Origin of the sequence: Lentisalinibacter orientalis (genome assembly GCF_040706535.1) — a bacterium.
Lineage (GTDB): Bacteria > Pseudomonadota > Gammaproteobacteria > Steroidobacterales > Woeseiaceae > Lentisalinibacter > Lentisalinibacter orientalis.
Map to the genome: position 1 here is coordinate 2,138,777 of NZ_JAPDRJ010000001.1, position 25,422 is coordinate 2,164,198.

The following is a 25,422-nucleotide window of genomic DNA, read 5'->3' on the forward strand; positions in this document are numbered from 1 at the left end:
GGGGTATCCATCGCCGCGACCTTTTGTCGGGAGCAAGATGGATACCCCCGCAGGGCGGCCACAATAGAAGGGGGGTCTGGCAGGATCGGGCCTGAAGGCCCTCCTACACGCGTATCGTCGCTTGCGTTACAATTGCCTGTTCGGTGAGCGCGCTCCCGAGACCGGGCGAAAGTGGCGGAATTGGTAGACGCGCAGGATTTAGGTTCCTGTGGGGCAACCCGTGAGAGTTCGAGTCTCTCCTTTCGCACCACTCGACCCGGGTGGGTCCCGGGCCGGTCCCGGTTCTGTAGGGAGCGGGCCGCCTTTTTTTTGTCACGGTTCAAAGTAATTACGGATGTCCGAGAACATGCAGGTTTCAGTGGAAGCCACCGGTAATCTGGAGCGACGCCTGCGCGTCGAGGTGCCGGCTGAGCGCATCAACAAAGAGATCGAGAACCGGCTGCGCCGGGTCGGCAAGACCGCCAAGATCAAGGGATTCCGCCCGGGCAAGGTGCCCGCCAAGGTGATCCGTCAGCGCTACGGCGATCAGGTGCGCCAGGAAGTGCTCTCGGAGATGATGCAGACCAGCTACTCCGAGGCCCTGCAGCGCGAGAGTCTCGTGCCCGCCGGCGGCCCGCAGATCCAGCCCGAGAAGGCCGGCGACGAGGGTCTGGTCTACACGGCCACCTTCGAGGTCTACCCGGAGGTGGAGCTCAGGGACCTGGACAAGATCTCGGTCACCCGTCCCGTGGTCGAGATCCGCGCGGCCGACGTGGACGAGATGATGGAGAATCTCCGCCGGCAGAAGGCCGAATGGGAGAACGTCGAGCGGCCGGCCGCCGAGGGTGACAAGGTCATTGTCGATTTCGAGGGTTCCATCAAGGGCGAGCCCATCGAGAACGGCAAGGGCGAGAAGATTCCGGTGATCCTGGGCGAGGGCCGCATGATCGAGGACTTCGAGAAGGCGCTCACCGGCGTTGCCGCCGGCGACGAGAAGACCTTCAAGGTCAAGTATCCCAAGGACTATCCCGCCGAGGACCTGGCCGGCAAGAAGGCGGAGTTCAAGGCCGTGGTCCACGAGGTGCAGGCCCAGGTGCTGCCGCCGCTGGACGAGGACCTGGCGAAGGCCTACGGCGTCGAAGAGGGCGGCGTCGAGCAGCTGCGCGCGGATGTCGAGGACAACATGCGCCAGGAACTCGAGGGCCGCATCAAGGCGGACATGAAGAACCAGGCCATGGAAGGGCTCCTCAGCCACAATCCGCTGGAGGTCCCGGAGGCCCTGGTGCAGCAGGAGTCGCAGTCGCTGCAGAAAGACGCCATGCAGCGCATGGGGATCGAGGATCCCGAGCAGGCACCGGAACTGTCCAACTTCCGCGAGATGGCGGAGCGCCGCGTGCGCCTCGGCCTGCTGGTGCAGCAGCTGATCAGCGACAAGGACATCCAGCTCGACACGGACCGGCTGCGGGCCAAGGTGGAGGAGATGTTCGCCGGCTACGATCAGTCCGAGCAGCTCGTCTCCGCCTACCTGGGCAACCAGGACTTCATCTCCCGGCTGGGCCCGGTGGTGCTGGAGGAGCAAGCCGTCGACTGGCTGATAGACAACGGCCAGACGGAAGAAAAGAAGGTGCCCTTCAAAGACTACATGCAGACCCCGTAGGAGCGCGGGTAGGAGGGGCTTCAGCCCCGACCCTGACCACAGGAAAACGTCAACCGAAGCATGTAGGAGGGCCTTCAGGCCCGATTCCGAAACGCAGGGAATCTGACTGGCGCGCACACACGAATTGAATCGCCGAGGCAAGAAAGTATGAACGAAACCGCAATGAACCTGGTGCCGATGGTGGTCGAGCAGACCGCCCGGGGCGAGCGCGCCTACGACATCTTCTCGCGGCTGCTGAAAGAGCGGGTGGTGTTCGCCGTGGGCCCCGTGGAAGACGGCATGGCGAACCTCATCGTCGCCCAGCTCCTGTTCCTGGAGTCCGAGAACCCGGACAAGGACATCCACCTGTACATCAACTCGCCGGGCGGCGTGGTGACGGCCGGGCTCTCGGTCTACGACACCATGCAGTTCGTGAAATGCGACGTGAGCACCATCTGCGTGGGCCAGGCGGCCAGCATGGGCGCTCTGCTGCTGGCAGGCGGCGCGGCGGGCAAGCGTTTCGCGCTGCCCCATTCGCGCATCATGGTCCACCAGCCCAGCGCGGGCTTCCAGGGCCAGGCGACGGACATCGACATCCACGCCCGGGAGATCCTGGAGATGAAGCGCCGGCTGAATCACATCCTCGCCCACCACACCAAGCAGAGCGTGGAGAAGATCGAGCACGACACCGAGCGCGACAATTTCATGAGCAGCCAGGCGGCCGTGGACTACGGCCTGATCGACACCGTGCTCGAGCGCCGCACCGAACTGGGTTCGACGGAGGGCTCGCCCGTCAAGAAATAGCCGCTGGTTATAAGGCCGCGAGACGAGACATTCGTCTTTGCACGCCCGCACTTGCGCATGTTATATAAACCGGGTCTGAATGAGGCGTTCTGCGCGTAAAGACGCGGCCGGGAAGGAAATATTATGAGTGACGACACCCGCGGCAAGAACGACGAAGGCAAGCTCCTTTACTGTTCGTTCTGCGGCAAGAGCCAGCACGAAGTGCGCAAGCTCATCGCCGGCCCGTCCGTGTTCATCTGCGACGAGTGCGTCGAGCTCTGCAACGACATAATCCGCGAGGAACTCGAGGAGCATGCCGACCAGGGCCGCACCAAGCTGCCGAAACCCCACGAGATCAAGGCGGTGCTGGACGAATACGTCATCGGCCAGCAGCGCGCCAAGAAGGTGCTTTCCGTGGCGGTGTACAACCACTACAAGCGCCTCGAGAACAAGGGCAGTGCCAAGGGCGGCAAGGACGAGATCGAGCTCGCCAAGTCGAATATCCTGCTGATCGGCCCCACCGGTTGCGGCAAGACGCTGCTGGCCGAGACGCTGGCGCGGCTCCTGAACGTGCCGTTCACGATTGCCGACGCCACCACGCTCACCGAGGCGGGCTACGTCGGCGAGGACGTCGAGAACATCATCCAGAAGCTGCTGCAGAAGTGCGACTACGACGTGGACAAGGCCCAGACGGGCATCGTCTACATCGACGAGATCGACAAGATCTCCAGGAAGTCGGACAACCCGTCCATAACGCGGGACGTCTCCGGCGAGGGCGTGCAGCAGGCGCTGCTGAAGCTGATCGAGGGCACGGTGGCCTCGGTGCCGCCCCAGGGCGGACGCAAGCACCCGCAGCAGGAGTTCCTGCAGGTGGACACCGGCAACATCCTGTTCATCTGCGGCGGCGCCTTCGCAGGCCTGGAGAAGATCATCCAGAACCGCTCGGCGAAGAGCGGCATCGGCTTCGTCGCCGAGGTGAAGAGCGTGGACGACGTCATGAACGTCGGCGAGGTGCTGCACGACGTGGAGCCGGAGGACCTCATCAAGTACGGCCTCATCCCGGAGTTCGTCGGCCGCCTGCCGGTGGTCGCCACGCTGGAGGAGCTGGACGAGGACGCGCTGGTCACCATCCTGGTGGAGCCGCGCAACGCCCTCACCAAGCAGTACCATCGTCTGTTCGACATGGAGAACGTGGAGCTCGAGTTCCGCGACGACGCGCTGCGTGCCGTCGCCCGCAAGGCCATGGCGCGCAAGACCGGCGCGCGGGGCCTGAGGACGATCCTGGAGAACGTGCTGCTCGACACCATGTACGAACTGCCCTCGGCGGCGAACGCCCGCAAGGTGGTGGTGGACGAGGCCGTGGTGACCGGCGAGACCAAGCCCTACGTCATCTACGAGTCGGACGAGCCGGCGCCGGTGGCCGTCGAGGAAGAGCGTCGGCCCACGGGCTCCGACCGGCACTGAGACTGCCGCCCGGGCGGCGGCAGCCGTCCCTTCGACGGGACTTGATCGGCCGTCTCCCGGCCCCATATCCCGTGTCAATCCGACCGTGAATCCGGGTATCCTGTGGCAGTAGAAAGGCAACGGGTATCCGCTGAATCCGCACACTCCCCGTCTCCCGCGCGCCGGGAGGCTACAAGCCACGAGGTCTGATCAGTGTCCAACGAAGATCTTCTAACGACCGAATCCGGCCGGGAACGCCACGGCATCCCGGTGCTGCCGCTGCGCGACGTGGTCGTGTACCCCCACATGGTGATTCCGCTGTTCGTGGGCCGGGAGAAGTCCAAGGTGGCCCTGGATCTGGCCATGGAGGAGAGCAAAGAGATCCTGCTGGTGGCCCAGCGCGAGGCCGAGACCGACGAGCCGGCCGCCCGCGACCTGTACGACATCGGCACCGTCGCCACCATCCTGCAGCTGCTGAAGATGCCCGACGGCACCGTGAAGGTGCTGGTGGAGGGCGGCGAGCGCGCGCACATCGACGCGCTGCACGAGGCCGAGCACTTCTCCGCCGACGTGACGCTGCTGCCGGACGACGACCGCTATGACGAGCGTGAGATCGACGTGCTCACGCGCTCGATCATCGCCCAGTTCGAGCATTACGTGAAACTGAACAAGAAGGTGCCGCCGGAGATACTCACCTCCCTGTCCGGCATCGACCAGGCGGGGCGCCTCGCCGACACCGTGGCCGCCCATATGGCGCTGAAGCTCTCCGAGAAGCAGCGCATCCTCGAGATCGAGGACGTGAAGACGCGGCTGGAGCAGGTGCTCGCGCTCATCGAGGGCGAGATCGACGTGCTGCAGATCGAGAAGCGCATCCGCGGCCGCGTGAAGCAGCAGATGGAGAAGAGCCAGCGCGAGTACTACCTCAACGAGCAGATGAAGGCCATCCAGAAGGAACTGGGTGAGATGGAGGACGCGCCTAACGAGCTTCAGGATCTCGAGAACAAGATCGAGAAGGCCGGCATGCCGAAGGAGGTCAAGGAGAAGGCCACCGCCGAGCTGAACAAGCTGAAGCTGATGTCGCCCATGTCGGCGGAAGCCACCGTGGTGCGCAACTACATCGACTGGCTGGTGAAGGTGCCGTGGAAGAAGTCCACGAAGATCCTGCGCGACCTCGCGAAGGCCGAGGACGTGCTGGAAGCCGACCACTACGGGCTGGAGAAGGTGAAGGAGCGCATCCTCGAGTACCTGGCCGTCCAGCACCGGGTGAAGAAGCTGAAGGGCCCCATCCTGTGCCTGGTGGGACCGCCGGGCGTGGGCAAGACCTCGCTGGGCCAGTCGATCGCGCGGGCCACCAACCGCAAGTTCGTGCGCATGTCGCTGGGCGGCGTGCGCGACGAGGCCGAGATCCGCGGCCACCGGCGCACCTACATCGGCTCGCTGCCGGGCAAGATCGTGCAGAACCTGGCCAAGGTGGAATCGCGTAACCCGCTGTTCCTGCTGGACGAGATCGACAAGATGGCCATGGACTTCCGCGGCGACCCCTCATCGGCGCTGCTGGAGGTGCTGGACCCGGAGCAGAACTCCACCTTCAACGACCATTACCTGGAGGTGGACTTCGACCTCTCCGATGTGATGTTCGTGTGCACGGCCAACAGCCTGAACATCCCGCCGCCGCTGCTCGACCGGATGGAGGTCATCCGGCTGCCCGGTTATACCGAGGACGAGAAGGCGAGCATCGCCGAGCGCTACCTCATCCCGAAACAGCTGGAGGCGAACGGTCTCAAGGACCAGGAGCTGCACATCACCCGGCCGGCCATCTACCAGATCATCCGGCTCTACACGCGGGAGGCGGGCGTGCGTAATCTCGAGCGCGAGATCGCCAAGATCTGCCGCAAGGTGGTGAAGGAGCTGCTGCTGAAGAAGCAGAAGAAGCGGGTGACGATCCGGCCGAAGAGCGTGCACCGCTATCTCGGCGTCGAACGCTTCCGCTACGGTCGCGCCGAGGAGAAGGACCAGGTCGGCCAGGTTACCGGCCTCGCCTGGACCGAGGTGGGGGGAGAGCTCCTCACCATCGAGGCGGCCGTGGTGCCCGGCAAGGGCAAGCTGACCCACACCGGCCAGCTGGGCGAGGTGATGACCGAGTCCATCCAGGCGGCCATGACCATCGTGCGCGGGCGCAGCAAGCTGCTCGGCATCGACCCGGACTTCCACCAGAAGACCGACGTCCACATCCACGTGCCCGAGGGCGCGACGCCGAAAGACGGCCCCAGCGCGGGCGTCGGCATGTGCACGGCGCTGGTCTCGGCACTGACCGACATCCCGGTGAAATCCGACGTCGCCATGACCGGCGAGATCACGCTGAGAGGCGAGGTGCTGCCCATCGGCGGGCTGAAGGAGAAGCTGCTGGCGGCGCACCGCGGCAATATCTCCACGGTGCTGATACCGGAAGAGAACGCGAAGGACCTGGTTGAAATACCAAAGAACATCAAGGACAAGCTAAATATTCTTCCAGTGAAGTGGATTGACCAGGTGCTCGAGGTGGCGCTGCAGCACATGCCGGCGCCGGCCACCGACGAGGCCGCGACCGCCGACAAGGAAGCGGCCAAGCCCGCCGAGGAGAAGGGCGGCGACGCCGTGCGGGCGCACTGATCGGGACGATGCGTTGCGCAGCGCCGCAATTGCAGTCATGGGCGCTTTAGGAGTAGTCTGCCCGTTGAAACAGGGGGGTGGCGGACTGTCCGTGCCTGAAATTTCTTGAGGAAGTCATTCGAGGGTGAGTAATGAACAAAGCTGAACTGATCGAAGCCGTTGCCGATTCAGCCGACCTTTCCAAGGCGGATGCGACGCGTGCCGTGGACGCTGTCCTGGACAGCATCACCGGTGCCCTGAAGCAGGGCAACACTGTCTCGCTGGTAGGCTTCGGAACCTTCTCGGTGAAGCACCGCGCTGCACGCACCGGGCGCAACCCGCGCACGGGCGAAAGCATCCAAATCAGCGCCAGCAATGTGCCCGGATTCAAGGCTGGCAAAGGCCTGAAGGATGCCGTAAACTAGCCGGCCTTTCGGCACCGGGCTCGCCCGGTGTCGTGCTGCAGGGAGGTCGAAAGACCGCCTGATCGAACCGTCGGAACGCCCGGGTGCTTAGCTCAGCTGGGAGAGCGTCGCCCTTACAAGGCGAAGGTCGGGGGTTCGATCCCCTCAGCACCCACCAGCAATGGAGTGGTAGTTCAGCTGGTTAGAATACCGGCCTGTCACGCCGGGGGTCGCGGGTTCGAGTCCCGTCCACTCCGCCATAAGAAGAAGGGCCTCCACGCGGAGGCCCTTCGTTTATGAGGGTATCGCTTCAGAGTTCACGCCATGCTCCAGAACATCAGACAGAAGATCACCGGTCCGATGGCGCTCGTCGTCCTCGCCCTGCTGTGCATCCCGTTCATATTCGTCGGCTACAACTACGGCGGCATGGCGCAGGGCGGGTTCGCGGTCAAGGTCAACGGCCAGGAGATCCCGCCCCAGCAGATCCGCGTGGCCTACCAGAACCAGGCCGCCCGCATCCGCGAGCAGCTGGACGAGATCCCGCCGGTGCTCGAGGACCAGCTCCGCCAGGCCGCCTACGAGGGCGTCATCCGCTCGACGCTCCTCACCCAGTACCTGCGCGAGCAGGGCTACCGGGTGAGCAATGCCGCCATCCAGCAGTCCATCCGCGAGATACCGGCCTTCCAGGAGAACGGCCGGTTCTCGTTCGAGCTGTACCGCGGGCTGCTCGCCAGCCGCGGCATCGCCCCGGCCAGCTTCGAGGCCGACCAGCGCCGCGCGCTGCAGATCGACCAGCTGCAGAGCGCCGTCGAGGCCACCGCCTTCTCCACGCCCTCGGAGCTGCGCCGCTACATCGAGCTGGACCGCGAGACCCGCACCATCAGCTACCTCGAGTTCGGCATCGAGGATTTCCTGGGCGCTGTCGAGATCGGCGACGAGGAACTGCAGGCCTACTACGACAGCCATCCGGAGCTGTTCCAGACGCCGGCCAGCGTCACCTTCGACTACATCGAGATCTCCCGGGACACCATCGCCGAGCGCATCACGCCCTCCGAGGAGGAGCTCGCCGCCTACTTCGACGACGTGAAGGACTCCTACACCCGGGACCAGGAACGAAACCCGAGCCACATCCTCATCACCACCGACGAGCGCAGCGAGGACGAGGCCCGCGCGCTGGCCGCAGAGCTGACCGAGCGGGCGAAGGCCGGCGAGGACTTCGCCGGGCTCGCGGCCGAGTACTCCGACGACACGCTGAGTGCGGAGCAGGGCGGTGACCTGGGCTGGGTGGCCCGCGGCCAGTTCGTCGAGCCGGTGGAAGAGGCCGTCTTCGACATGGACGAGGGCGAGATCCGCGGGCCGGTGGAGAGCGAATTCGGCTTCCACGTGCTGCGTCTCGACGGCGTTCGCGGCGGCGGCTCGCCCACGCTGGACGAGGTCCGCGACGAACTCGTGGCCGCCTATCGGGCCGAGCGCATCGGCGAGCAGTATCTCGAGCTCAGCAACGCGCTCGCCGACCAGCTCTTCGACACGCCGAACCTGGAAGAGGCGGCGGCGGCGCTGGACATGCGGGTGCGCACGGCCGAGGAGTACACCCGCAGCGGCAGCGCCGAGCTAGCGCCCGCCCCGATGTTGCTGGATACCCTGTTCGGCGAAAACGCCCTGGCCGAAGGCGCCACCAGCGACCTCCTGAACCTGGCCGAAGACCGGGTCATGGTCGTGCAGCTGACCGAGCGCCGGGAAGCCTCCCGTCAGCCGCTGGCCGACGTGCGCGACCAGGTCGAGCGCCGGGCCCGCCGCGAGGCGGCTGCCGTCATGGCGCGGGCGAAGCTCGAGGAGCTGCGCGCGAACGTGGAGGGTGGCACGCCGCTCGAGGAAGCCGCCGCCGAGGTGGAAGCCGAGGCCGTGGCCGACCGCCAGATCAACCGCAACGCGCCGGACCTGCCCCAGGCACTGGTCGCCGCCGTATTCTCCGCCGAGATGCCGGAAGATGGCGCCAAGGTGGGCAGCGTCGCCACCGCCGACGGCGGCTACGTGCTCTACCGCCTCACCGACATATCGCCGGGCCGGCCCGAGGCCATCCCGCCGGAGCAGCGCGAGCAGGCCCGCCTGGGTCTCGCCCGCCAGGCCGGCGTCTCGGACCTGAGCGCGTTCATCGACCAGCTGGTCGAAGAGGCGGAGATCGTGCGCGGCACGGCGGCACCGTTCGAGGATCGGTTCTGATTGGGACCGCGCGCCGGGATCGCGTGCATCGGGTGACGGTGGTGGGATCACGGGGGGATCGGGGCTAAAGCCCCTCCTACATGCTGGGAATACGTCACCGAAGCATGTAGGAGGGCCTTCAGGCCCGATCCCTTAACCAGACACACAATCCGCGGGGGCATTGTGCTGCGTTTAAAACTCCACTGGCAGATCGCCATCGCCATCTTCCTGGCGCTGATCGCGGGCATCTCCACCGGCCTGCTGCCGGCGGAGTCGGAAGGCCGCGGCTTCCTCACCGCCAGCTACGGGTTCATCGGCGACCTCTTCGTCAACGCCCTGAAGATGCTGATCGTGCCCCTGATCACCTCGTCGATCATCGTGGGCGTGGCCGGCATGGGCAAGGGCAGCGCCATCGGCCGCCTGGGCGCACGCACGCTGCTCTTCTACGCCACCACCGGTCTCGCCGCCATCCTGGTCGGGCTGATCCTAGTCAACATCTTCCAGCCGGGCATCTACAACGGCGAGCCGGCCAAGCAGCTGCTGGCGCTGGAGGCGAGCACCGAGGACGTGGAGGACCGGGTCGGCGGCCGCGACGCCAGCGACATCGTCGAGATCTTCATCCGCATGGTCCCGCCCAACATCATCGCCGCCGCAGCCAACGGCGAGATGCTCGGGCTGATCTTCTTCAGCCTGCTGTTCGGCTACTTCATGACCCGCCTGGACGACGCCTACGCCGGCACGCTGTACCGGTTCTGGGAGGCGGTGTTCGAGGTCATGATGCGCATGACCGACCTCATCATGCGCTTCGCTCCCATCGGCGTGTTCGGGCTCATCGCCGGGGTCATCGCCAGCCTCGACTTCAGCGAGGTGGCGGACTTCCTCACCATCCTCACGAAGTACGCGCTGATCGTCGCCGGCGCGCTCGCCATCCACACCTTCCTGACGCTGCCGCTGTTCCTGCGCTACATCGCGCGGGTGCGGCCGGCGGCCATGTTCAGCGGTACCGCGCCGGCGCTCCTGACCGCCTTCTCCACCGCCTCGTCCTCGGCCACGCTGCCGGTGACCATGGAGTGCGTGGAGGACAACGTGGGCGTGTCGAAGAAGATCGCGAGCTTCGTGCTGCCGCTCGGCGCCACCGTCAACATGAACGGCACGGCGCTGTACGAATGCGTCGCCGCCATGTTCATCGCCCAGGCCTACGGGCTGGAGATCACCCTCGGCGTGCAGTTCATCATCGTGCTCACCGCGCTGGTGACCTCCATCGGCGTCGCCGGCGTGCCCCAGGCCTCGCTGGTGGCCATCGCCATCATCCTGCAGACGATAGGTCTCCCGCTGGAGGCCATCGGCGTGCTGTTCGTCTTCGACCGCATCCTCGACATGGCTCGCACGGCGGTAAACGTCTTCGGCGATGCCTGCTGCGCGACCATTGTGGCGCGGCTGGAGGGCGAGGAGACGAACATCGCGCTGACTTCGCGCTGATCCTTCTTTTGGCGTTGGCCCGCCATCGGGCGGACACGGGTTGCGGGGACGCTCAGTCGGACGTCCTGTCCTCTTTCGCTTCGGCCGGGCCTCCTTCCCGCCGTCTTGGCTCCAGTCGGCCCGGACGACCCCGCAACCCGTGTCCGCCCGCTGGCGGGCCCTTGGCCGTGAGGGATGGCACCAGTCAGTAAGCGATGCTGACTGGCGCTTCCTGCACGCTACCGCGAGCACGGCCGTCATGCGGGGGTATCCATCGCCGCGACCTTTTGTCGGGAGCAAGATGGATACCCCCGCNCTCCAGTCGGCCCGGACGACCCCGCAACCCGTGTCCGCCCGCTGGCGGGCCCTTGGCCGTGAGGGATGGCACCAGTCAGTAAGCGATGCTGACTGGCGCTTCCTGCACGCTACCGCGAGCACGGCCGTCATGCGGGGGTATCCATCGCCGCGACCTTTTGTCGGGAGCAAGATGGATACCCCCGCAGGGCGGCCAGGATAGAAGGAATCGGGGCTGAAGCCCCTCCCACAGAGGGGTCGGGCCTGAAGGCCCTCCTACCCCTCGCTGCCTTCGGTCTCGATCTTCAGCGACTCGCCGCAGTGCTTGCAGTGGATCGCGTCCGGATCGTGCCGGGTCAGGCCGCACTCCGGGCACTTGTAGTGCACTTTCGACGGCTGAAATATGGTGCGCGCGAGCTGGATGAAGAGCGCCACACCGACCACCATGATGAACACCGAGACCAGCTTGCCGCCGGGTGTCGTCATGGTGATGTCGCCGAACCCCGTCGTGGTCAGCGTCGCCACCGTGAAGTAGAGCGCATCGATATAGGCTTCCGCGCCGGTGCGCTCGTCGAAGGCGAATACGAACACGAACGACGTCGTCACGAACATGAAGACGAACAGGTTCACGGCGGCGTAGATCGCGTCCTCGTGCAGGCGGAAGAACCGGCTCTCGCGCCGCAGGTCGCGGATCAGGTGATAGGAGTGGATCAGCCGCAGACCACGCAGGATGCGCAGAAAGGCGACGGCATCCGTGAAGAGCGGGGCCAGCAACAGCGAGGCGACCACCAGGATGTCGGCCAGCGTATAGATCCTGCGCAATTCCCTGCGCCGATCCCCGGAAATCCACAGCCGGGCCGCCAGATCCGCAAGTATCAGGATGCCGAGTGCGGCGTTGATGCCGTACATCATCGGTGTGTGAGTCAGAGGCGCCGTCAGGATGAAGTAGATGATCGACACCGCATCGAACGTGATCAGCCCGTAGCGGAACCGGCGAGCTCTGCGGCTGCGCCCGGTGTAGAGCAAGCGGATCTGGCGATGCAGTTCCTTCATGACAGTGCTGCGGGTGTCGGGAGGCGTACGGGAGAGCGCTCCGGCCTGCGGACTGCGCACTCGTCTCCGGAGACCGGGGTACGGGCTGGCCTATTCATGGGCGTTCACCGCGATGGCAGCTCTCTCGAGCGCGTCGAGTTCGCCGGGCCGGAGGCCGGCGGCCGCCGAGCGCTCCAGGGCCGCCCGGGATGCGGCCTCCAACGTGTCCCCGAATACCGGGTGCACCGTTTGCTGCAACGCGCGGAAGGCAGCCTGCAGGCGCAGCTGCACTTCGATCAGCATCGCGCCATCCCGTGCGATCGGGCGAAAAGCATCCTCGAGTACCTCCTGCGGCGTGATCGGCGGGACGAAAACGTGAGGATAAAGGACGTCGATGTCGTCCGCCGGCCGCCAGAGCGCGAGGATCCTGACGAGCCTGCCGATGACCGAGATCGCCGTGCCGGGATCGTTCACTGCGGGTGACAGGGCCCGGGAGGCGATCTCCGAGAGCACGATGAGGCCGAAGCGCGGGTCCTCCTCGAAGGTGCGATCCGAGCCGAGCGAGAAGACGGCGCGGAGGCGCTCCGCGTTCTCCGCATCGACGCCGGTCGTCGGCAACCGCAGCAGCGGCGCACCGGGATGCACGAAGCTGCCGGGCAGCGCGGTGACATAGATCAGGGTGTCCAGATCAACCGCGCACTCCTCCAGGGCCTGTACGTCGATGTGCTGCACATAGCCGATTTCGTCGGCATGAATGGCCATGGTGTGCGCAGGTATCGCGTCCGGCATGGGGTTCGCACCGAGGCAGGGACGCTCGACCCGGCGCTCGAAGGATGCCGTGGCGGCCGCCTCCACGCGGTCCAGCGTGTCGTTCATCCGCCCGAAATCGGCGAGATGTCCGATCCAGTGGATCAGGGCGACGACGACCAGCGTGACGACCAGGACGGAGAAGAAAAACAGGATGACCTGGCCCGAGTCGCTGTAGAGGTCGGCCTGCAGCCCGATGAGTCCGAGCAGGCTGAAGAGGAACGCGCCGAGAAAGGTCGCGAGCACGTTCTGCGTGGTGTTGTCTTGCTGCAGCAGGGCGGTTGCGCGAGGCGTCGCCGTGCTGGCAGCTGCGGCGAAGGCCGAGACGGCGATCGAGAGCGAGAAGGTGGTCACCGCGAGCATCGATGACGCGAGTATGGTGAGTATCTGCCCGACGGATTCCGCCCCCAGCCGGGGTGCGAGCTGGGCGGGCACGAGAGGCGACAGGAGCCGGGCCAGTACGGCCGAGGCGATGGCGAGGATGGCGAAGCCGGCGACCCGCACCCAGAGCTGGCGCAGCGTCCGTCGCAGCCAGAAGCTCATGCGCGCCCAGGGGAAACGGCCGTCGTTCACCGCTGCCGCCCTGCGCCGTGACGGCGCCTCCCCAGATCATTCATGCGCATCCCGCATCCACCGCTCCGCCGCCTGGCTGCATTGCCAGACCCTGGGTAGTATAGGTTAACGGCGTTACAATGCCGGCATCGTCAGGCAGGCACCGGAAGGTCACAATGGGATTTCTCGCCGGCAAGAAAGGGCTCATCGTCGGGCTCGCCAGTAACCGCTCCATCGCCTGGGGCATCGCCCAGGCCATGCACCGCGAGGGCGCCGAACTCGCCTTCACCTACCAGAACGACAAGCTGAAGAGCCGCGTGGTCGACATGGCCGCCGAGGTCGGCTCCGAGCTCTGCTACCCGCTGGACGTCGCCTCGGACGAAGAGATCGACAACGTCTTCGCCGAACTCGGCAAGGCCTGGGACGGGCTGGACATCCTCGTCCACTCGGTGGGTTTCGCGCCCCGGGACCAGCTCGCCGGCGGCTACCTGGAGAGCGTCACCCGCGAGGGCTTCCAGATCGCCCACGACATTTCCAGCTACAGCCTGGCCGGCCTCACCAAGGCCGCGCTGCCCATGATGGAGGGCCGCGACGCCTCGGTCCTCACACTGACTTACCTGGGCGCCGTGCGCGCCGTGCCCAACTACAACGTCATGGGCCTCGCCAAGGCGAGCCTGGAGGCCAACGTGCGCTTCCTCGCCGCCGACTTGGGCGGGAAGGGCATCCGCGTGAACGGTATCTCGGCAGGCCCCATCAAGACCCTGGCCGCGGCCGGCATCGGCGGTTTCCGCAAGATGCTGAAGCACGTGGAGAAGGTCTCGCCGCTGAAGCGCAACATCACGGCGATGGACGTGGGCAACACGGCGGCGTTCCTCTGCTCGGACCTCGCCGCGGGCATCACCGGCGAGATCATCTACGTGGACGGCGGGTACCACAACATCGGGATGTCGCTCGACGACTGACGATGTAGGAGGGCCTTCAGGCCCGATCCGGCTTTCTTCTGGCGTTGGCCCGCCATCGGCTGGGGTGGACCGCTGGCGACGCACAGTCGGACGTCCTGTCCTCCTTCGCTTCGGCCAGACCTCCTTCCCGCCGTCATGGCTCCAGTCGGTCCGGACGACCCCGCGACCCTTGCCCACCCGCTGACGGGCCCGTCGCCGAGCGGTTTGGCACCAGTCAGCAGGCGCCACTGACTGGCGGATCCTCTCGGCCACCGCGAGCACGGCCGCCCTGCGGGGGTATCCATCGCCGCAACCTTTTGTCGGGAGCAAGATGGATACCCCCGCAGGGCGGCCACAATAGAAAGGAGTCGGGTAGGAGGAATCGGGCCTGAAGGCCCTCCTACGTGCGTCAGCTCGACTGTGCCGTCACATCCACGTACATCGTGATCTTGTCGCCCGGCCGCAGGATCTTCGACGCATCGATGCCGTTCCAGCGGGTGATCTCCCGCACGCTGACTCTGAAGCGGCTCGCGATCAGCGACAGCGAATCCCCGCGCCGCACCGTATAGCGCACCTTGCGCACCTTGCCTTCAATGGACGCCGTCGGCGTGGGCGCCTCGCGCACGGTGGCGTTGTGCACCACCAGCCTGCGGCCCACGGAGAGCGTGTCGCCGGGCGCCATGCCGTTCCACTTGGCGAGTTCCCGCACGCCCACCCCGTACTTGCGGCTGATGGTCCAGAAGCTCTCGCCGCCGCGCACCACGTGCTCGACGGTGCCGGCGCCGCTCTGGCGCTCCTGGAGTTTCGCGAGCCGCGCGTCCGCGCTGAGGGAGTAGGCCGACAGCGGCTTCGTCGCGGCCGGGATCAGCAGGTAGCTGCCCGCCCGTATCAGGTTGCCGTTCAGGTTGTTGCTGCTGCGGATGGCGCCCATGGTCGTGCCGTGGAGTTCTGCGATCTCCGACAGCGTCTGGCCGCTCGCCACCTTGTGGCGCTTCCAGCGCACCCGCTCGGCCACGGGCACGCCCGCCAGCCGCTCGCGGAACAGCTCCGCCGCCTCGATGGGCACCGTCAGCCGGTGCGGCCCCGTGGGGTCCGTGGCCCAGCGGTTCAGGCCCGGGTTGTAGGCGTAGAGCTCGTCGATGTCGATGCCCGCCAGCTCCGCCGCCAGCGCCAGGTCCAGCTGGCTGCCGATCTCCACCACCTCGAAGGTGGGCTCGTCCGGCACCGCGGGCAGGACGATGCCGTGCGCGGCCGGATTCGCCACCAGCTTCGACAGCGCCAGCAGCCGCGGCACGTAGGCGCTGGTCTCCCGCGGCAGGCGCAGGTTCCAGAAGTCGACGGGCTTGCCCGCGGCCTTATTGCGGCGGATGGAGCGGCCCACGTTGCCCTCGCCGGAGTTATAGGCGGCGATGGCATGCTCCCAGTCGCCGTCGAACAGCCCGTGCAGGTACTCGAGGTAGTCCAGCGCCGCGCGGGTGGACTCCACCACGTCCCGGCGGCCGTCGTACCACCAGTTCTGCTTCAGCCCGAAGCGCCGCCCGGTGCCCGGGATGATCTGCCACAGCCCCGCGGCGCGGCCGTGGGAATAGGCGAAGGGGTCGTAGGCGCTCTCCACCACCGGCAGCAGCGCGAGCTCCATCGGCAGCCCGCGGCGCTCGATTTCCGCCACGATGTGGGGCAGGTAGGCCGAGGCCCGGGTCAGCACCCGGTCCAGGTAATCCGGATGGCGCGCGTACCAGGCGAGTTCCTGGCGCACCCGCCGCTCGTCGGGCACCGGCAGCGACATGCCGTCCCGGATGCGGTCGATCAGGTTGACCGGCCCCACCGGTTTCGGCTCGCCGAGGGGGCGGAGGACGTCGCGGCGCAGGGCCGGGTGGAGGGAAGGGTGGGTTTCCGGGGCTGGATTGAATGTAGGAGGGGATTTATCCCCGATTCCGGTGCCGATTCCGGTGCCGATTCCGGCGCCACCCCCCACAACGCCGTCCGCGTACCTTTCCGCATGGAAAATCGGGCCTGAAGGCCCTCCTACGGTGGCTTCGCTCCCTGTAGGAGCGGCTTCAGCCGCGACCACCCCACCCACACCCAGGGCGGCCACAAACAACATCAGGCTTCTGGTGACGACGCGCATTCGGCTATCCTACGCACCAGGCGGGCCGGCGCAAGCACGCGGCTCACATCTTGGCAGTCGGACCGTTTTCCGAGGACCCGGCAGGCTTATGGCACCGATCGCGACCACCACATTTACCGATCCGCTGCAGGAGTGGCTGCAGACCCCCATCGGCAGCTCGCTGCTGGAGGTGGAGGCCCGCCTCGCCCGCGAGATGCTGGACGGGCTGTTCGGCGAGCAGCTGCTGCAGATCGGGCTGTGGGGCAGCCGCGACCTGTTCCTGCCGTCCGCCCGCACCCAGTCGGCCTGGATCGCCACCATGCCCGGCTCGCCGGAGACCGGCGACGTCATCGCCGAGCCGGCCCGGCTGCCCATCGAGAGCGACTCCGTCGACGTGGTCTTCATGCCCCACACGCTGGACCTCACCGACCACCCCCACGCGGTGCTGCGCGAGGTCTACCGGGTGCTCCGCGCCGACGGCCAGCTGGTGGTCATGGGCTTCCGCCCCGGCGGGCTCTGGGGCCTGCGCCGGCTCCTGACCTGGGGCAGCTACCCCCCGGGCCGCCCCACCATGATCTCGGATCGCCAGCTCTCCGACTGGCTGCGGCTCCTGGACATGAAGATCCACGGCGTGCGCCGCTACTTCTTCCGCTGGCCGGTCGGCGGCAATCGCAAGCCCGCCGTCCGGCGCTGGGAGGCGATTGGAGACCGCTGGTGGCCGGAACTGGCCAGCTGCTACGCCCTCACGGCCAAGAAGCAGCTCTACACCCTCACCCCGGTCCGCCAGCGCTGGCGCCGTCCGGCCGCGGCGGTCGGCGGCCTCGCGCGGCCCACGGCCCGCACCGTGCACGAGCTCCGCGAAGAGAATTGAGCCTCCCCCGGGTCGACATCTATACGGACGGTGCCTGCCGCGGCAACCCCGGCGTGGGCGGCTGGGGCGCGCTGCTCCTCTCCGGCAGCCGCCGAAAGGAGCTCTGGGGCGGCGAGCGCCACACCACCAACAACCGCATGGAGCTGACCGCGGCCGTCGAGGCGCTGAACGCGCTGAAAAAGCCCTGCCACGTGGTCCTGCATACGGACTCCATCTATCTGCGCGACGGTATCAAGTCCTGGCTCGCCAACTGGAAGCGCAAGGGCTGGAAGACGGCGGCGAAGAAGCCGGTTAAGAACAAGGACCTGTGGCAGGCCCTGGACCTGGCCCAGGAGCGCCATGAGGTAGACTGGCGCTGGGTGAAGGGCCACTCGGGCGATCCCGGCAACGAGCGCGCGGACGAACTCGCCAACCGGGGCATCGACGAACTGGGCTGACGGGCCGGGCTGACAGCGGACCGGCGGACGATAAGATAAGAGAGGAGGGCAGACAGGCGTGCGGCAGATCGTACTGGACACCGAGACCACCGGCCTGGACCCGGAGCAGGGCCACCGCATCATCGAGATCGGCTGCATCGAAATGGTGAACCGCCGGCCCACCGGCAGGCACTTCCACCGCTACCTGAACCCGGACCGGGAGATCGAGGAGGGCGCCATTGCCGTCCATGGCATCCGCAACGAGGACCTGGCCGACAAGCCCCGCTTCGCCGAGATCGCCGAGGAGCTGCTGGAGTTCCTGGCCGGCGCCGAGCTCGTCATCCACAACGCCCCCTTCGACGTGGGCTTCCTGGAGCACGAGCTGAAGCTCATCGAGCACCGCATCTGCCAGCTGGATGGCCACTGCGGCATCCTGGACACGCTGTCCCTGTCCCGGAAGATGCACCCGGGCCAGCGCCACAGCCTGGACGCGCTCTGCAAGCGCTACGAGGTGGACAACTCCCAGCGCGACCTCCACGGCGCGCTCCTCGACGCCCGCCTGCTGGCCGACGTCTACCTGGCCATGACCGGCGGCCAGGGCGCGCTGTCGCTGGATGCCGCCGAGGGTGGCGACGGCGCGGCCGTGGACACCGTGGTCAGCATCGACCGCGGCAACGCCCGCCTGCGCGTCATCGAGGCCTCGGAAGAAGAGGTGGCGGCCCACGAGGCGTTCCTGAAGCGGATAGAGGAAGCCAGCGGGGGCGCGATCTGGAGAGGCTGACGGATCGGGGCTGTAGGAGGGCCTTCAGGCCCGATTTGAATAATGAATCGGGGATAAATCCCCTCCTACATGTGATCCGCATCCATGCCAGACCTCCAAACCCGCGCTAGAATCCCCCCAATTTGAACCACCACCGCCGGCTAACCGGCACTGGAAGGACCGTGTTCGACATCGAAAAGATCCGCATCGGCGTGGTCGGCCTCGGCTACGTGGGCCTGCCGCTGGCCGTGGAGTTCGGCCGCCATTACCCCACCGTGGGCTTCGACCTGAAGGCCGAGCGCATCGCTGAGCTCAAGTCCGGCGAGGACTCCACCCTGGAGACCACCCCGGAGGAGCTGGCCGCGGCCGCGCACCTCAGCTACACCACGGACCCGGACAAGCTCGCCGAGTGCAACTTCTACATCGTGACCGTGCCCACCCCCATCGGCCAGTCGAAGCGCCCGGTGCTGACGCCGCTGAAATCAGCCAGCGAGACCCTGTCGCGGGTGCTCTCGCCCGGCGACACGGTGGTCTACGAGTCCACCGTCTTCCCGGGCGCCACCGAGGAGTTCTGCGTGCCGCTGCTCGAGGCAGGCTCCGGCCTGAAGATGAACAAGGACTTCTACGTGGGCTACAGCCCGGAGCGCATCAATCCGGGCGACAAGCAGCACCGCCTGCCGAACATCCTGAAGGTCACCTCCGGCTCCACACCGGAAGCCGCCGAATACATCGACGCGGTGTACAAGACCATCGTCACCGCAGGCACCCACCTCGCCTCCAGCATCAAGGTGGCCGAGGCCGCCAAGGTCATCGAGAACACCCAGCGCGATCTCAATATCGCACTGGTCAACGAGCTGGCCCTCATCTTCGACCGCATCGGCATCGACACCGAGGAGGTGCTCATCGCCGCCGGCACCAAGTGGAACTTCCTGCCGTTCCGCCCGGGCCTGGTGGGCGGCCACTGCATCGGCGTGGATCCCTACTACCTCACCCACAAGGCCGAGGACGTGGGCTACAACCCTACGGTCATCCTCGCCGGGCGCCGCATCAACGACTCCATGGGCTACTTCGTCGCCGGCAAGGTCATCAAACTCATGATCCAGCGCGGCATGCAGCCGAAGGACGGCAAGGTGCTCATCATGGGCCTCACCTTCAAGGAGGACTGCCCGGACGTGCGGAACACCAGGGTGGTGGACATCGTCGCGGAGCTCGAATCCTACGGCCTGCATGTCGACGTGCACGATCCCTGGGTGGACCCCGCCGAGGCCCGCCACGAATACGGCATCGACCTCGTCGAGAACCCGAAGAAGGGCGACTACGACGGCATCATCGTCGCCGTCGGCCACCGCCAGTTCAAGGAGATGGGCGCCGAGGGCATCCGCGCGTTCGGCAAGCAGCAGTCCGTGCTGTACGATATCAAGTACGTCCTGCCCGCCGACGCGGTGGACGACCGGCTCTGACCCCGGCCGCGGACCAAGGATCGACCTAAGGCATTGACATGAAAGTACTCGTCACGGGCGCCGCCGGCTTCATCGGCTACTACACCGCCAAATATCTCCTGGACCGGGGCGATACGGTCGTCGGCCTCGACAACCTGAACGAGTACTACGACGTCAACCTGAAGCTCGCGCGTCTCGCCAACCTGGAAGGCCGCGAGGGCTTCCGCTTCGTCAAGATCAGCCTGGAAGACCGCCCGGCCATGGACAAGCTCTTCGCCGAGGAGGGCTTCGACCGGGTGGTGCACCTCGCCGCCCAGGCCGGCGTGCGCTACTCCCTGGAGAACCCGCACTCCTACATCGACTCCAACATCGTCGGCACCCTGCACGTGCTGGAGGGCTGCCGCCACAACAATGTGGAGCACCTGGTGTACGCCTCCTCCAGCTCGGTCTACGGCGCCAACACCGAGATGCCGTTCTCCATCCATCACAACGTGGACCATCCGCTGGCCCTCTACGGCGCCACCAAGAAGGCCAACGAGCTGATGGCCCACACCTACTCGAACCTCTACGGCCTGCCGACCACGGGCCTGCGCTTCTTCACCGTCTACGGCCCCTTCGGTCGGCCGGACATGGCCTTGTTCATGTTCACCAAGAACATCATCGAGGGTAAGCCCATCGACGTGTTCAACTACGGCAACCACCGCCGGGACTTCACGTTCGTGGACGACATCGTCGAGGGCGTCATCCGCACCCTCGACCACGTGGCCGAGCCCAACGAGGAGTGGAACCCGGCCAATCCCGATCCCGGCACCAGCCGCGCGCCGTACCGCATCTACAACATCGGCAACAGCCAGCCGGTGGAGCTGATGCGCTACATCCAGGTGATCGAGCAGTGCGTCGGCCGCGAGGCCGAGAAGAACCTGCTGCCCATGCAGCCCGGCGACGTGCCGGACACCTGGGCGGACGTGGCCGACCTCGTCGCCGATGTCGACTACCAGCCCGCCACCACGGTGGAGGAGGGCGTACGCCGCTTCGTGGAGTGGTACGTGGACTTCTACGAGGTGGACCTGCCCGCCCGCGCGGCCTCCTGAGCCCATGGCGGACCCGCGCAAGCTCTCCGCCCGCTATCCCACCGACCTGCCGGCCTGGCGCCGGCTGAAAGATCATCGCAAGAAGCTGCGGGACATCCACCTGGCTGAGCTGTTCCGCAAGGACAAGCGACGCGCCACCCGGCTCACGCTGGAAGCCGGCGACCTCCTGCTGGATTACTCCAAGAACCTCATCACCGCCGAGACCCTGAAGCTCCTCACCGCGCTCGCGCGGGAGGCCGGCGTGCCGAAACTCAGGAACGCCATGTTCGCCGGCCAGCACATCAACCGCACCGAGGACCGCGCCGTCCTGCACGCCGCCCTGCGCGCGCCCCGGGACGAGGCCTACCGCGACGGCGAACAGGACGTCAGCCACGACGTCCACGAGGTGCTGGAGCAGATGGCCGCCTTCGTCGACGGCGTGCACGCGGGCGGCATCCGCGGTAGCGGCGGCCAGCGCTTCACCGACGTCGTCAACATCGGCATCGGCGGCTCGGACCTCGGCATCGTCATGGCCGCCACCGCGCTCCATCATCACCGGGTGAAGGGCGTGCGCCTGCACTGCGTCTCCAACATCGACGGCACCCAGCTGGCCGATCTCACCGAGACGCTGGATCCGGCCACCACGCTGTTCGTCGTCTGCTCCAAGACCTTCACGACCCTGGAGACCGTGACCAATGCCAAAGCCGCCCGGCGCTGGGTGGCCGAACAGCTGGGCGAGGAGGCCGTGCCGGACCACTTTGCCGCCGCCAGCACCAACCACGAGGCCATGGACGAATTCGGCCTGCACCCGGACTACCGCTTCGCCTTCTGGGACTGGGTGGGCGGCCGCTACTCGCTGTGGTCCGCCGTGGGGCTCTCCATCGCGCTGGCCATCGGCACGGATAACTTCCGCGAGCTGCTGGCCGGCGGCCACGCCATGGACCGCCACTTCCGCGAGGCCAAACTCGGCGAGAACATGCCGGTGATCCTCGCGCTGCTGGCGGTCTGGTACAACGACTTCTTCGACGCGGAAACCCAGGCGATCCTGCCCTACGACAATCGACTGGAGCGCTTCCCGGCCTTCCTGCAGCAGCTGCAGATGGAGTCCAACGGCAAACGCGTGCGCATCGACGGCAAGCCCGCACGCTGCGCCACCGGCATGGTCATCTGGGGCGAGGCCGGCTCCAACGCTCAGCACTCCTTCTACCAGCTCCTGCACCAGGGCACCCGCTTCATCCCGGTGGACTTCCTGCTGCCGGCGAAATCCTCCGGCGCGAGCCAGGAGCAGCAGGACCTCGCGATTGCGAATTGCCTGGCCCAGGCCGAGGCCCTGATGGAGGGGCAGTCGGAGGACGAGGTGCGCGCGGATCTGGAGGCGAAGGGGCTGGATCCGAACGAGATCGAGGCGCTGGTGCCCCACAAGGTGCACCCCGGTAATCGGCCCAGCAACCTGATCCTGTTCGAGACGCTGACGCCGAGGACTCTGGGTCAGCTGGTGGCGCTGTACGAGCACAAGGTGTTCGTGGAGAGCGTGATCTGGGGCATCAATGCCTTCGACCAGTGGGGGGTGGAGCTTGGGAAGAAGCGGGCGACGGGGCTGGTGCCGGCGGTAGACAAGCCTTCGAAATACGAGGGCCGCAATTCCTCGACGGAGACGCTACTGGAGCGGATGCGGCGGCTGCGGCAATAATGTCGGTCTTTTCGGAAGACGAAATGGCAGGTAGTTCACAACCTGAGACGTTACTGGTGACCGGCGGGGCAGGCTTCATCGGTTCCGCATTGATTCGCATGCTGGTGCGTGAAACCGATTGCCGCATCGTGAACGTGGACAAGCTCACCTACGCGGGCAATATCGACTCCCTCGCAGAGGCACTGGAACACCCGAACCATCAGTTCGAACGGGTGGACATCTGTGACCGGCAGGCGCTGGATCGCCTGTTCGAAACCTACCGGCCCGACGCCGTGATGCACTTGGCCGCGGAATCTCATGTAGACCGATCGATTCACGGTCCAGCCGATTTCATCGAGACCAACATCGTCGGGACCTACACACTCCTGGAGGCAGCCCGATCCTATTGGAACGGCATGGATGATGATGGCAAGCGCCGGTTCCGCTTCCACCACATCTCCACGGACGAGGTATACGGCGACCTCCAGCCTGAGGACCCTGCTTTCAGCGAATCCACCCCTTACGCACCCAGCTCCCCTTATTCGGCGAGCAAGGCGTCCAGCGATCACCTGGTCCGGGCCTGGCGGCGCACCTACGGGTTTCCCGTCCTGATCACGAACTGCAGCAATAACTACGGTCCCTATCAGTTCCCCGAGAAGCTGATACCGGTGATGATTCTCAATGCGCTGGAGGGCAAACCGCTACCCGTCTACGGCAAGGGCGAGAACGTTCGTGACTGGCTCTACGTCGAGGATCATGCCCGAGCCCTGTTTACCGTGCTTAGGCGTGGCGAGATCGGGCGGACCTACAACATCGGCGGTCGCTGCGAACGCAAGAACATCGATGTCGTGCGGGGTATCTGCGCCATTCTCGACCGCATAGCGCCGGGGGATGACGGCCCGTACGAGAGGCTGATCGAATTCGTGACCGACCGGCCAGGGCATGACCAGCGCTATGCCATCGACGATACCCGCATCGCGTCCGAACTCGACTGGACACCCCGCGAGACGTTCGAGTCCGGCATGGAGAAGACGGTCCGCTGGTATCTGGACAATGACGAGTGGGTGTCCCGCGTGCGCTCCGGCGAGTACCGCCAGTGGATGGAAACCAACTACGGTAAGCGCACGGCGACCGAATGAGGATCCTGCTTTTCGGCAAGACCGGGCAGGTCGGTTCGGCGCTCGTGCCGTTGCTGAGGGACCGGGGCCAACTGTTTGCGCTCGACCGTCAAGGGAGTGATGGCATGTCGGGTGACCTCAGCAATCCCTCGGCTGTAGCGACGGTCATTCGTTCCCTCAATCCGGACCTGGTCGTGAACGCGGCGGCCTACACTGCTGTCGATCGGGCGGAAGAAGAGCAGGAGGTCGCCCATAAGATCAACGCCGAGGCGTCCGGGGCGATGGCCGAAGCATGCCGGGAGACGGGTGCTTCCCTGGTGCATTACTCGACGGACTACGTTTTCAGCGGCAACGGGTCGCAGCCCTGGCGCGAGGACGACCCCGTGGACCCCGTCAATGCCTACGGGCAGACCAAGCTGGCAGGGGAGGAGACGATCAGGCAGAGCGGCTGCCGCCACCTCATCTTCCGCACGAGCTGGGTATACGCCGCTAATGGGCAGAACTTCCTCCGGACCATGCTCCGGCTGGCAACCGAGCGCGATGCGCTGAGCGTGGTGGACGACCAGTGGGGCGCGCCCACCGGTGCCAGCCTGATCGCCGACGTCACGATCCGGATGGTCGAGCTCTTGAACCGAAAATCCGGCACCGCCGGGCTGTATCATCTCGCCCCCGCCGGAGAGACCACCTGGTACCGCTATGCGTGTCATGCCATTGAACGTGCCCGGAACGGCGGATGGCCCGTTCTAGTGGACCCCGAGAAGATCACGCCGGTAGGAACTGAGGCTTTTCCCACCGCCGCGAGAAGGCCGCTCAATTCCCGGCTTGATTGCCGTAAACTTGAGCGCGCATTGGGTGAGCCCATGCCGGACTGGCGGAAAGGCGTCGATGACGTTGTCGATCAATTGGTGCGAAACCAACGAGGCGAATAAGACTCATGAAGAGGAAAGGGATTATTCTCGCCGGTGGCAGTGGCACCCGGCTGTACCCGGTGACCCACGCGGTGTCGAAGCAGCTGCTTCCCGTTTACGACAAACCCATGATTTATTACCCGCTGTGCACGCTCATGATGGCGGATATCCGGGATATATTGATCATCTCCACGCCGGAGCACACTCCTCTCTTCCGCGAACTGCTGGGTGATGGCAGCCAATGGGGAATGAGTCTGGCTTATGCGGTGCAGGACCAGCCGAACGGCCTTGCTGAGGCCTTCCTGATCGGCGAGGAGTTCATCGGGGGGGATCCGAGTGCGCTGATTCTTGGGGACAACATCTTCCAGGGCCATGACCTGAAAGCGCTGGTGCAGCGTGCGGCACGAAGGCAAGACGGTGCCACGGTCTTTGCGTACCCGGTGGCGGATCCCGAGCGCTACGGCGTGGTCGAGTTCGACCAGGGTGGGCGCGCTGTCAGCCTGGAAGAAAAGCCGACGGCGCCTAAGTCCCGTTATGCGGTCACCGGGCTGTATTTCTACGACGAGGACGTCGTCGACATCGCCAAGCAGATGAAGCCCTCGGCTCGGGGCGAGCTGGAAATCACAGACGTCAACAAAGCCTACCTGGAGCGCCAGTCCCTTAATGTCGAGGTGATGGGCAGGGGATACGCCTGGCTCGATACGGGAACGCACGAATCCCTGCTCGACGCCGCCACCTTCATCGAGACCATCGAGAAGCGCCAGGGGCTGAAGATATCCTCACCCGAAGAGACCGCTTACCGCATGGGTTTCATCGATGTGGACGGCTTGAGGCAGCTGGCGGCGGGCCTCGCGAAGACCGCTTACGGCGAGTATCTGAAGCGCGTGGCCGAAGACCGGGTGTTCTGA

At 66.0% G+C, this 25,422-nt stretch carries 20 protein-coding genes and 3 tRNA genes; 20 read left to right on the forward strand and 3 right to left on the reverse strand.

Annotated elements, in window-relative coordinates; translation table 11 throughout:
- The first annotated feature begins 165 nt into the window (after window positions 1-165).
- From ACJMK0_RS09445 to ACJMK0_RS09490, 10 genes are all read left to right on the forward strand, one after another.
- Window positions 166-250 (forward strand) — tRNA-Leu (locus ACJMK0_RS09445).
- Between the two features lie 84 nt (window positions 251-334).
- Window positions 335-1,636 (forward strand): trigger factor, encoded by a 1,302-nt coding sequence (gene tig, locus ACJMK0_RS09450; RefSeq protein ID WP_405237692.1) that lies wholly within the window; start codon window positions 335-337, stop codon window positions 1,634-1,636.
- A 147-nt stretch (window positions 1,637-1,783) separates the two neighbouring features.
- A complete protein-coding gene (gene clpP / locus ACJMK0_RS09455) occupies window positions 1,784-2,419 on the forward strand; it encodes an ATP-dependent Clp endopeptidase proteolytic subunit ClpP (protein WP_405237694.1) in 636 nt (211 codons plus the stop codon).
- A gap of 123 nt (window positions 2,420-2,542) precedes the next feature.
- Window positions 2,543-3,862, forward strand: a complete 1,320-nt coding sequence (gene clpX, locus ACJMK0_RS09460; protein ID WP_405237696.1) for an ATP-dependent Clp protease ATP-binding subunit ClpX — start codon at window positions 2,543-2,545, stop codon at window positions 3,860-3,862.
- A 192-nt stretch (window positions 3,863-4,054) separates the two neighbouring features.
- Complete coding sequence (lon, locus tag ACJMK0_RS09465; protein WP_405237698.1) at window positions 4,055-6,490, forward strand: endopeptidase La; 2,436 nt, start codon at window positions 4,055-4,057, stop codon at window positions 6,488-6,490.
- A 131-nt stretch (window positions 6,491-6,621) separates the two neighbouring features.
- Window positions 6,622-6,894: an HU family DNA-binding protein gene (locus ACJMK0_RS09470; RefSeq protein ID WP_405223984.1), complete on the forward strand. Its 273-nt coding sequence runs from the start codon at window positions 6,622-6,624 to the stop codon at window positions 6,892-6,894.
- Window positions 6,895-6,975: 81 nt separating this feature from the next.
- A tRNA-Val gene (locus ACJMK0_RS09475) sits at window positions 6,976-7,051 on the forward strand.
- A 5-nt stretch (window positions 7,052-7,056) separates the two neighbouring features.
- Window positions 7,057-7,133: transfer RNA gene (locus ACJMK0_RS09480), tRNA-Asp, on the forward strand.
- A gap of 64 nt (window positions 7,134-7,197) precedes the next feature.
- Window positions 7,198-9,093 carry a SurA N-terminal domain-containing protein gene (locus ACJMK0_RS09485; protein WP_405237703.1) on the forward strand — a complete coding sequence of 632 codons (1,896 nt, stop codon included), beginning with the start codon at window positions 7,198-7,200 and terminating at the stop codon, window positions 9,091-9,093.
- Between the two features lie 162 nt (window positions 9,094-9,255).
- A complete protein-coding gene (locus tag ACJMK0_RS09490; protein ID WP_405237705.1) occupies window positions 9,256-10,551 on the forward strand; it encodes a dicarboxylate/amino acid:cation symporter in 1,296 nt (431 codons plus the stop codon).
- A gap of 549 nt (window positions 10,552-11,100) precedes the next feature.
- Here the strand turns inward: ACJMK0_RS09490 and ACJMK0_RS09495 are convergent.
- Window positions 11,101-11,877 carry an ion channel gene (locus ACJMK0_RS09495; RefSeq protein ID WP_405237707.1) on the reverse strand — a complete coding sequence of 259 codons (777 nt, stop codon included), beginning with the start codon at window positions 11,875-11,877 and terminating at the stop codon, window positions 11,101-11,103.
- A gap of 90 nt (window positions 11,878-11,967) precedes the next feature.
- A complete protein-coding gene (locus tag ACJMK0_RS09500) occupies window positions 11,968-13,236 on the reverse strand; it encodes a DUF2254 domain-containing protein (RefSeq protein ID WP_405237709.1) in 1,269 nt (422 codons plus the stop codon).
- A gap of 155 nt (window positions 13,237-13,391) precedes the next feature.
- Here ACJMK0_RS09500 and ACJMK0_RS09505 point away from each other — a divergent pair, with 155 nt between their 5' ends.
- Window positions 13,392-14,177: an enoyl-ACP reductase FabI gene (locus tag ACJMK0_RS09505; protein ID WP_405237711.1), complete on the forward strand. Its 786-nt coding sequence runs from the start codon at window positions 13,392-13,394 to the stop codon at window positions 14,175-14,177.
- Window positions 14,178-14,565: 388 nt separating this feature from the next.
- On the opposite strand, the gene ACJMK0_RS09510 is transcribed toward ACJMK0_RS09505, so the two are convergent.
- Window positions 14,566-15,981, reverse strand: coding sequence for a LysM peptidoglycan-binding domain-containing protein (locus ACJMK0_RS09510; RefSeq protein WP_405237713.1), 1,416 nt, complete (start codon window positions 15,979-15,981; stop codon window positions 14,566-14,568).
- A gap of 391 nt (window positions 15,982-16,372) precedes the next feature.
- Here ACJMK0_RS09510 and ACJMK0_RS09515 point away from each other — a divergent pair, with 391 nt between their 5' ends.
- The 9 genes from ACJMK0_RS09515 (at window position 16,373) to rfbA (ending at window position 25,422) form a co-directional block, all read left to right on the forward strand.
- The gene (locus tag ACJMK0_RS09515; RefSeq protein ID WP_405229918.1) at window positions 16,373-17,134 is read left to right on the forward strand and encodes a class I SAM-dependent methyltransferase; all 762 of its coding nucleotides are present in this window, start codon (window positions 16,373-16,375) and stop codon (window positions 17,132-17,134) included.
- Complete coding sequence (gene rnhA / locus ACJMK0_RS09520; protein WP_405229919.1) at window positions 17,131-17,571, forward strand: ribonuclease HI; 441 nt, start codon at window positions 17,131-17,133, stop codon at window positions 17,569-17,571. The genes ACJMK0_RS09515 and rnhA overlap by 4 nt, the downstream gene beginning before the upstream one ends.
- 58 nt (window positions 17,572-17,629) lie before the next feature.
- On the forward strand, window positions 17,630-18,331 hold the full coding sequence (dnaQ, locus tag ACJMK0_RS09525) for a DNA polymerase III subunit epsilon (protein WP_405237715.1): 702 nt from the start codon (window positions 17,630-17,632) through the stop codon (window positions 18,329-18,331).
- Window positions 18,332-18,492: 161 nt separating this feature from the next.
- Window positions 18,493-19,770: a Vi polysaccharide biosynthesis UDP-N-acetylglucosamine C-6 dehydrogenase TviB gene (gene tviB, locus ACJMK0_RS09530; RefSeq protein ID WP_405237717.1), complete on the forward strand. Its 1,278-nt coding sequence runs from the start codon at window positions 18,493-18,495 to the stop codon at window positions 19,768-19,770.
- Between the two features lie 38 nt (window positions 19,771-19,808).
- Window positions 19,809-20,840 (forward strand): NAD-dependent epimerase, encoded by a 1,032-nt coding sequence (locus tag ACJMK0_RS09535; protein ID WP_405237719.1) that lies wholly within the window; start codon window positions 19,809-19,811, stop codon window positions 20,838-20,840.
- A gap of 4 nt (window positions 20,841-20,844) precedes the next feature.
- Window positions 20,845-22,509: a glucose-6-phosphate isomerase gene (gene pgi / locus ACJMK0_RS09540; RefSeq protein WP_405237721.1), complete on the forward strand. Its 1,665-nt coding sequence runs from the start codon at window positions 20,845-20,847 to the stop codon at window positions 22,507-22,509.
- 23 nt (window positions 22,510-22,532) lie between these two features.
- Window positions 22,533-23,627 (forward strand): dTDP-glucose 4,6-dehydratase, encoded by a 1,095-nt coding sequence (gene rfbB / locus ACJMK0_RS09545; RefSeq protein WP_405237723.1) that lies wholly within the window; start codon window positions 22,533-22,535, stop codon window positions 23,625-23,627.
- A complete protein-coding gene (gene rfbD, locus ACJMK0_RS09550) occupies window positions 23,624-24,535 on the forward strand; it encodes a dTDP-4-dehydrorhamnose reductase (RefSeq protein ID WP_405237725.1) in 912 nt (303 codons plus the stop codon). The genes rfbB and rfbD overlap by 4 nt, the downstream gene beginning before the upstream one ends.
- 5 nt (window positions 24,536-24,540) lie before the next feature.
- Window positions 24,541-25,422, forward strand: coding sequence for a glucose-1-phosphate thymidylyltransferase RfbA (gene rfbA / locus ACJMK0_RS09555; protein WP_405237727.1), 882 nt, complete (start codon window positions 24,541-24,543; stop codon window positions 25,420-25,422).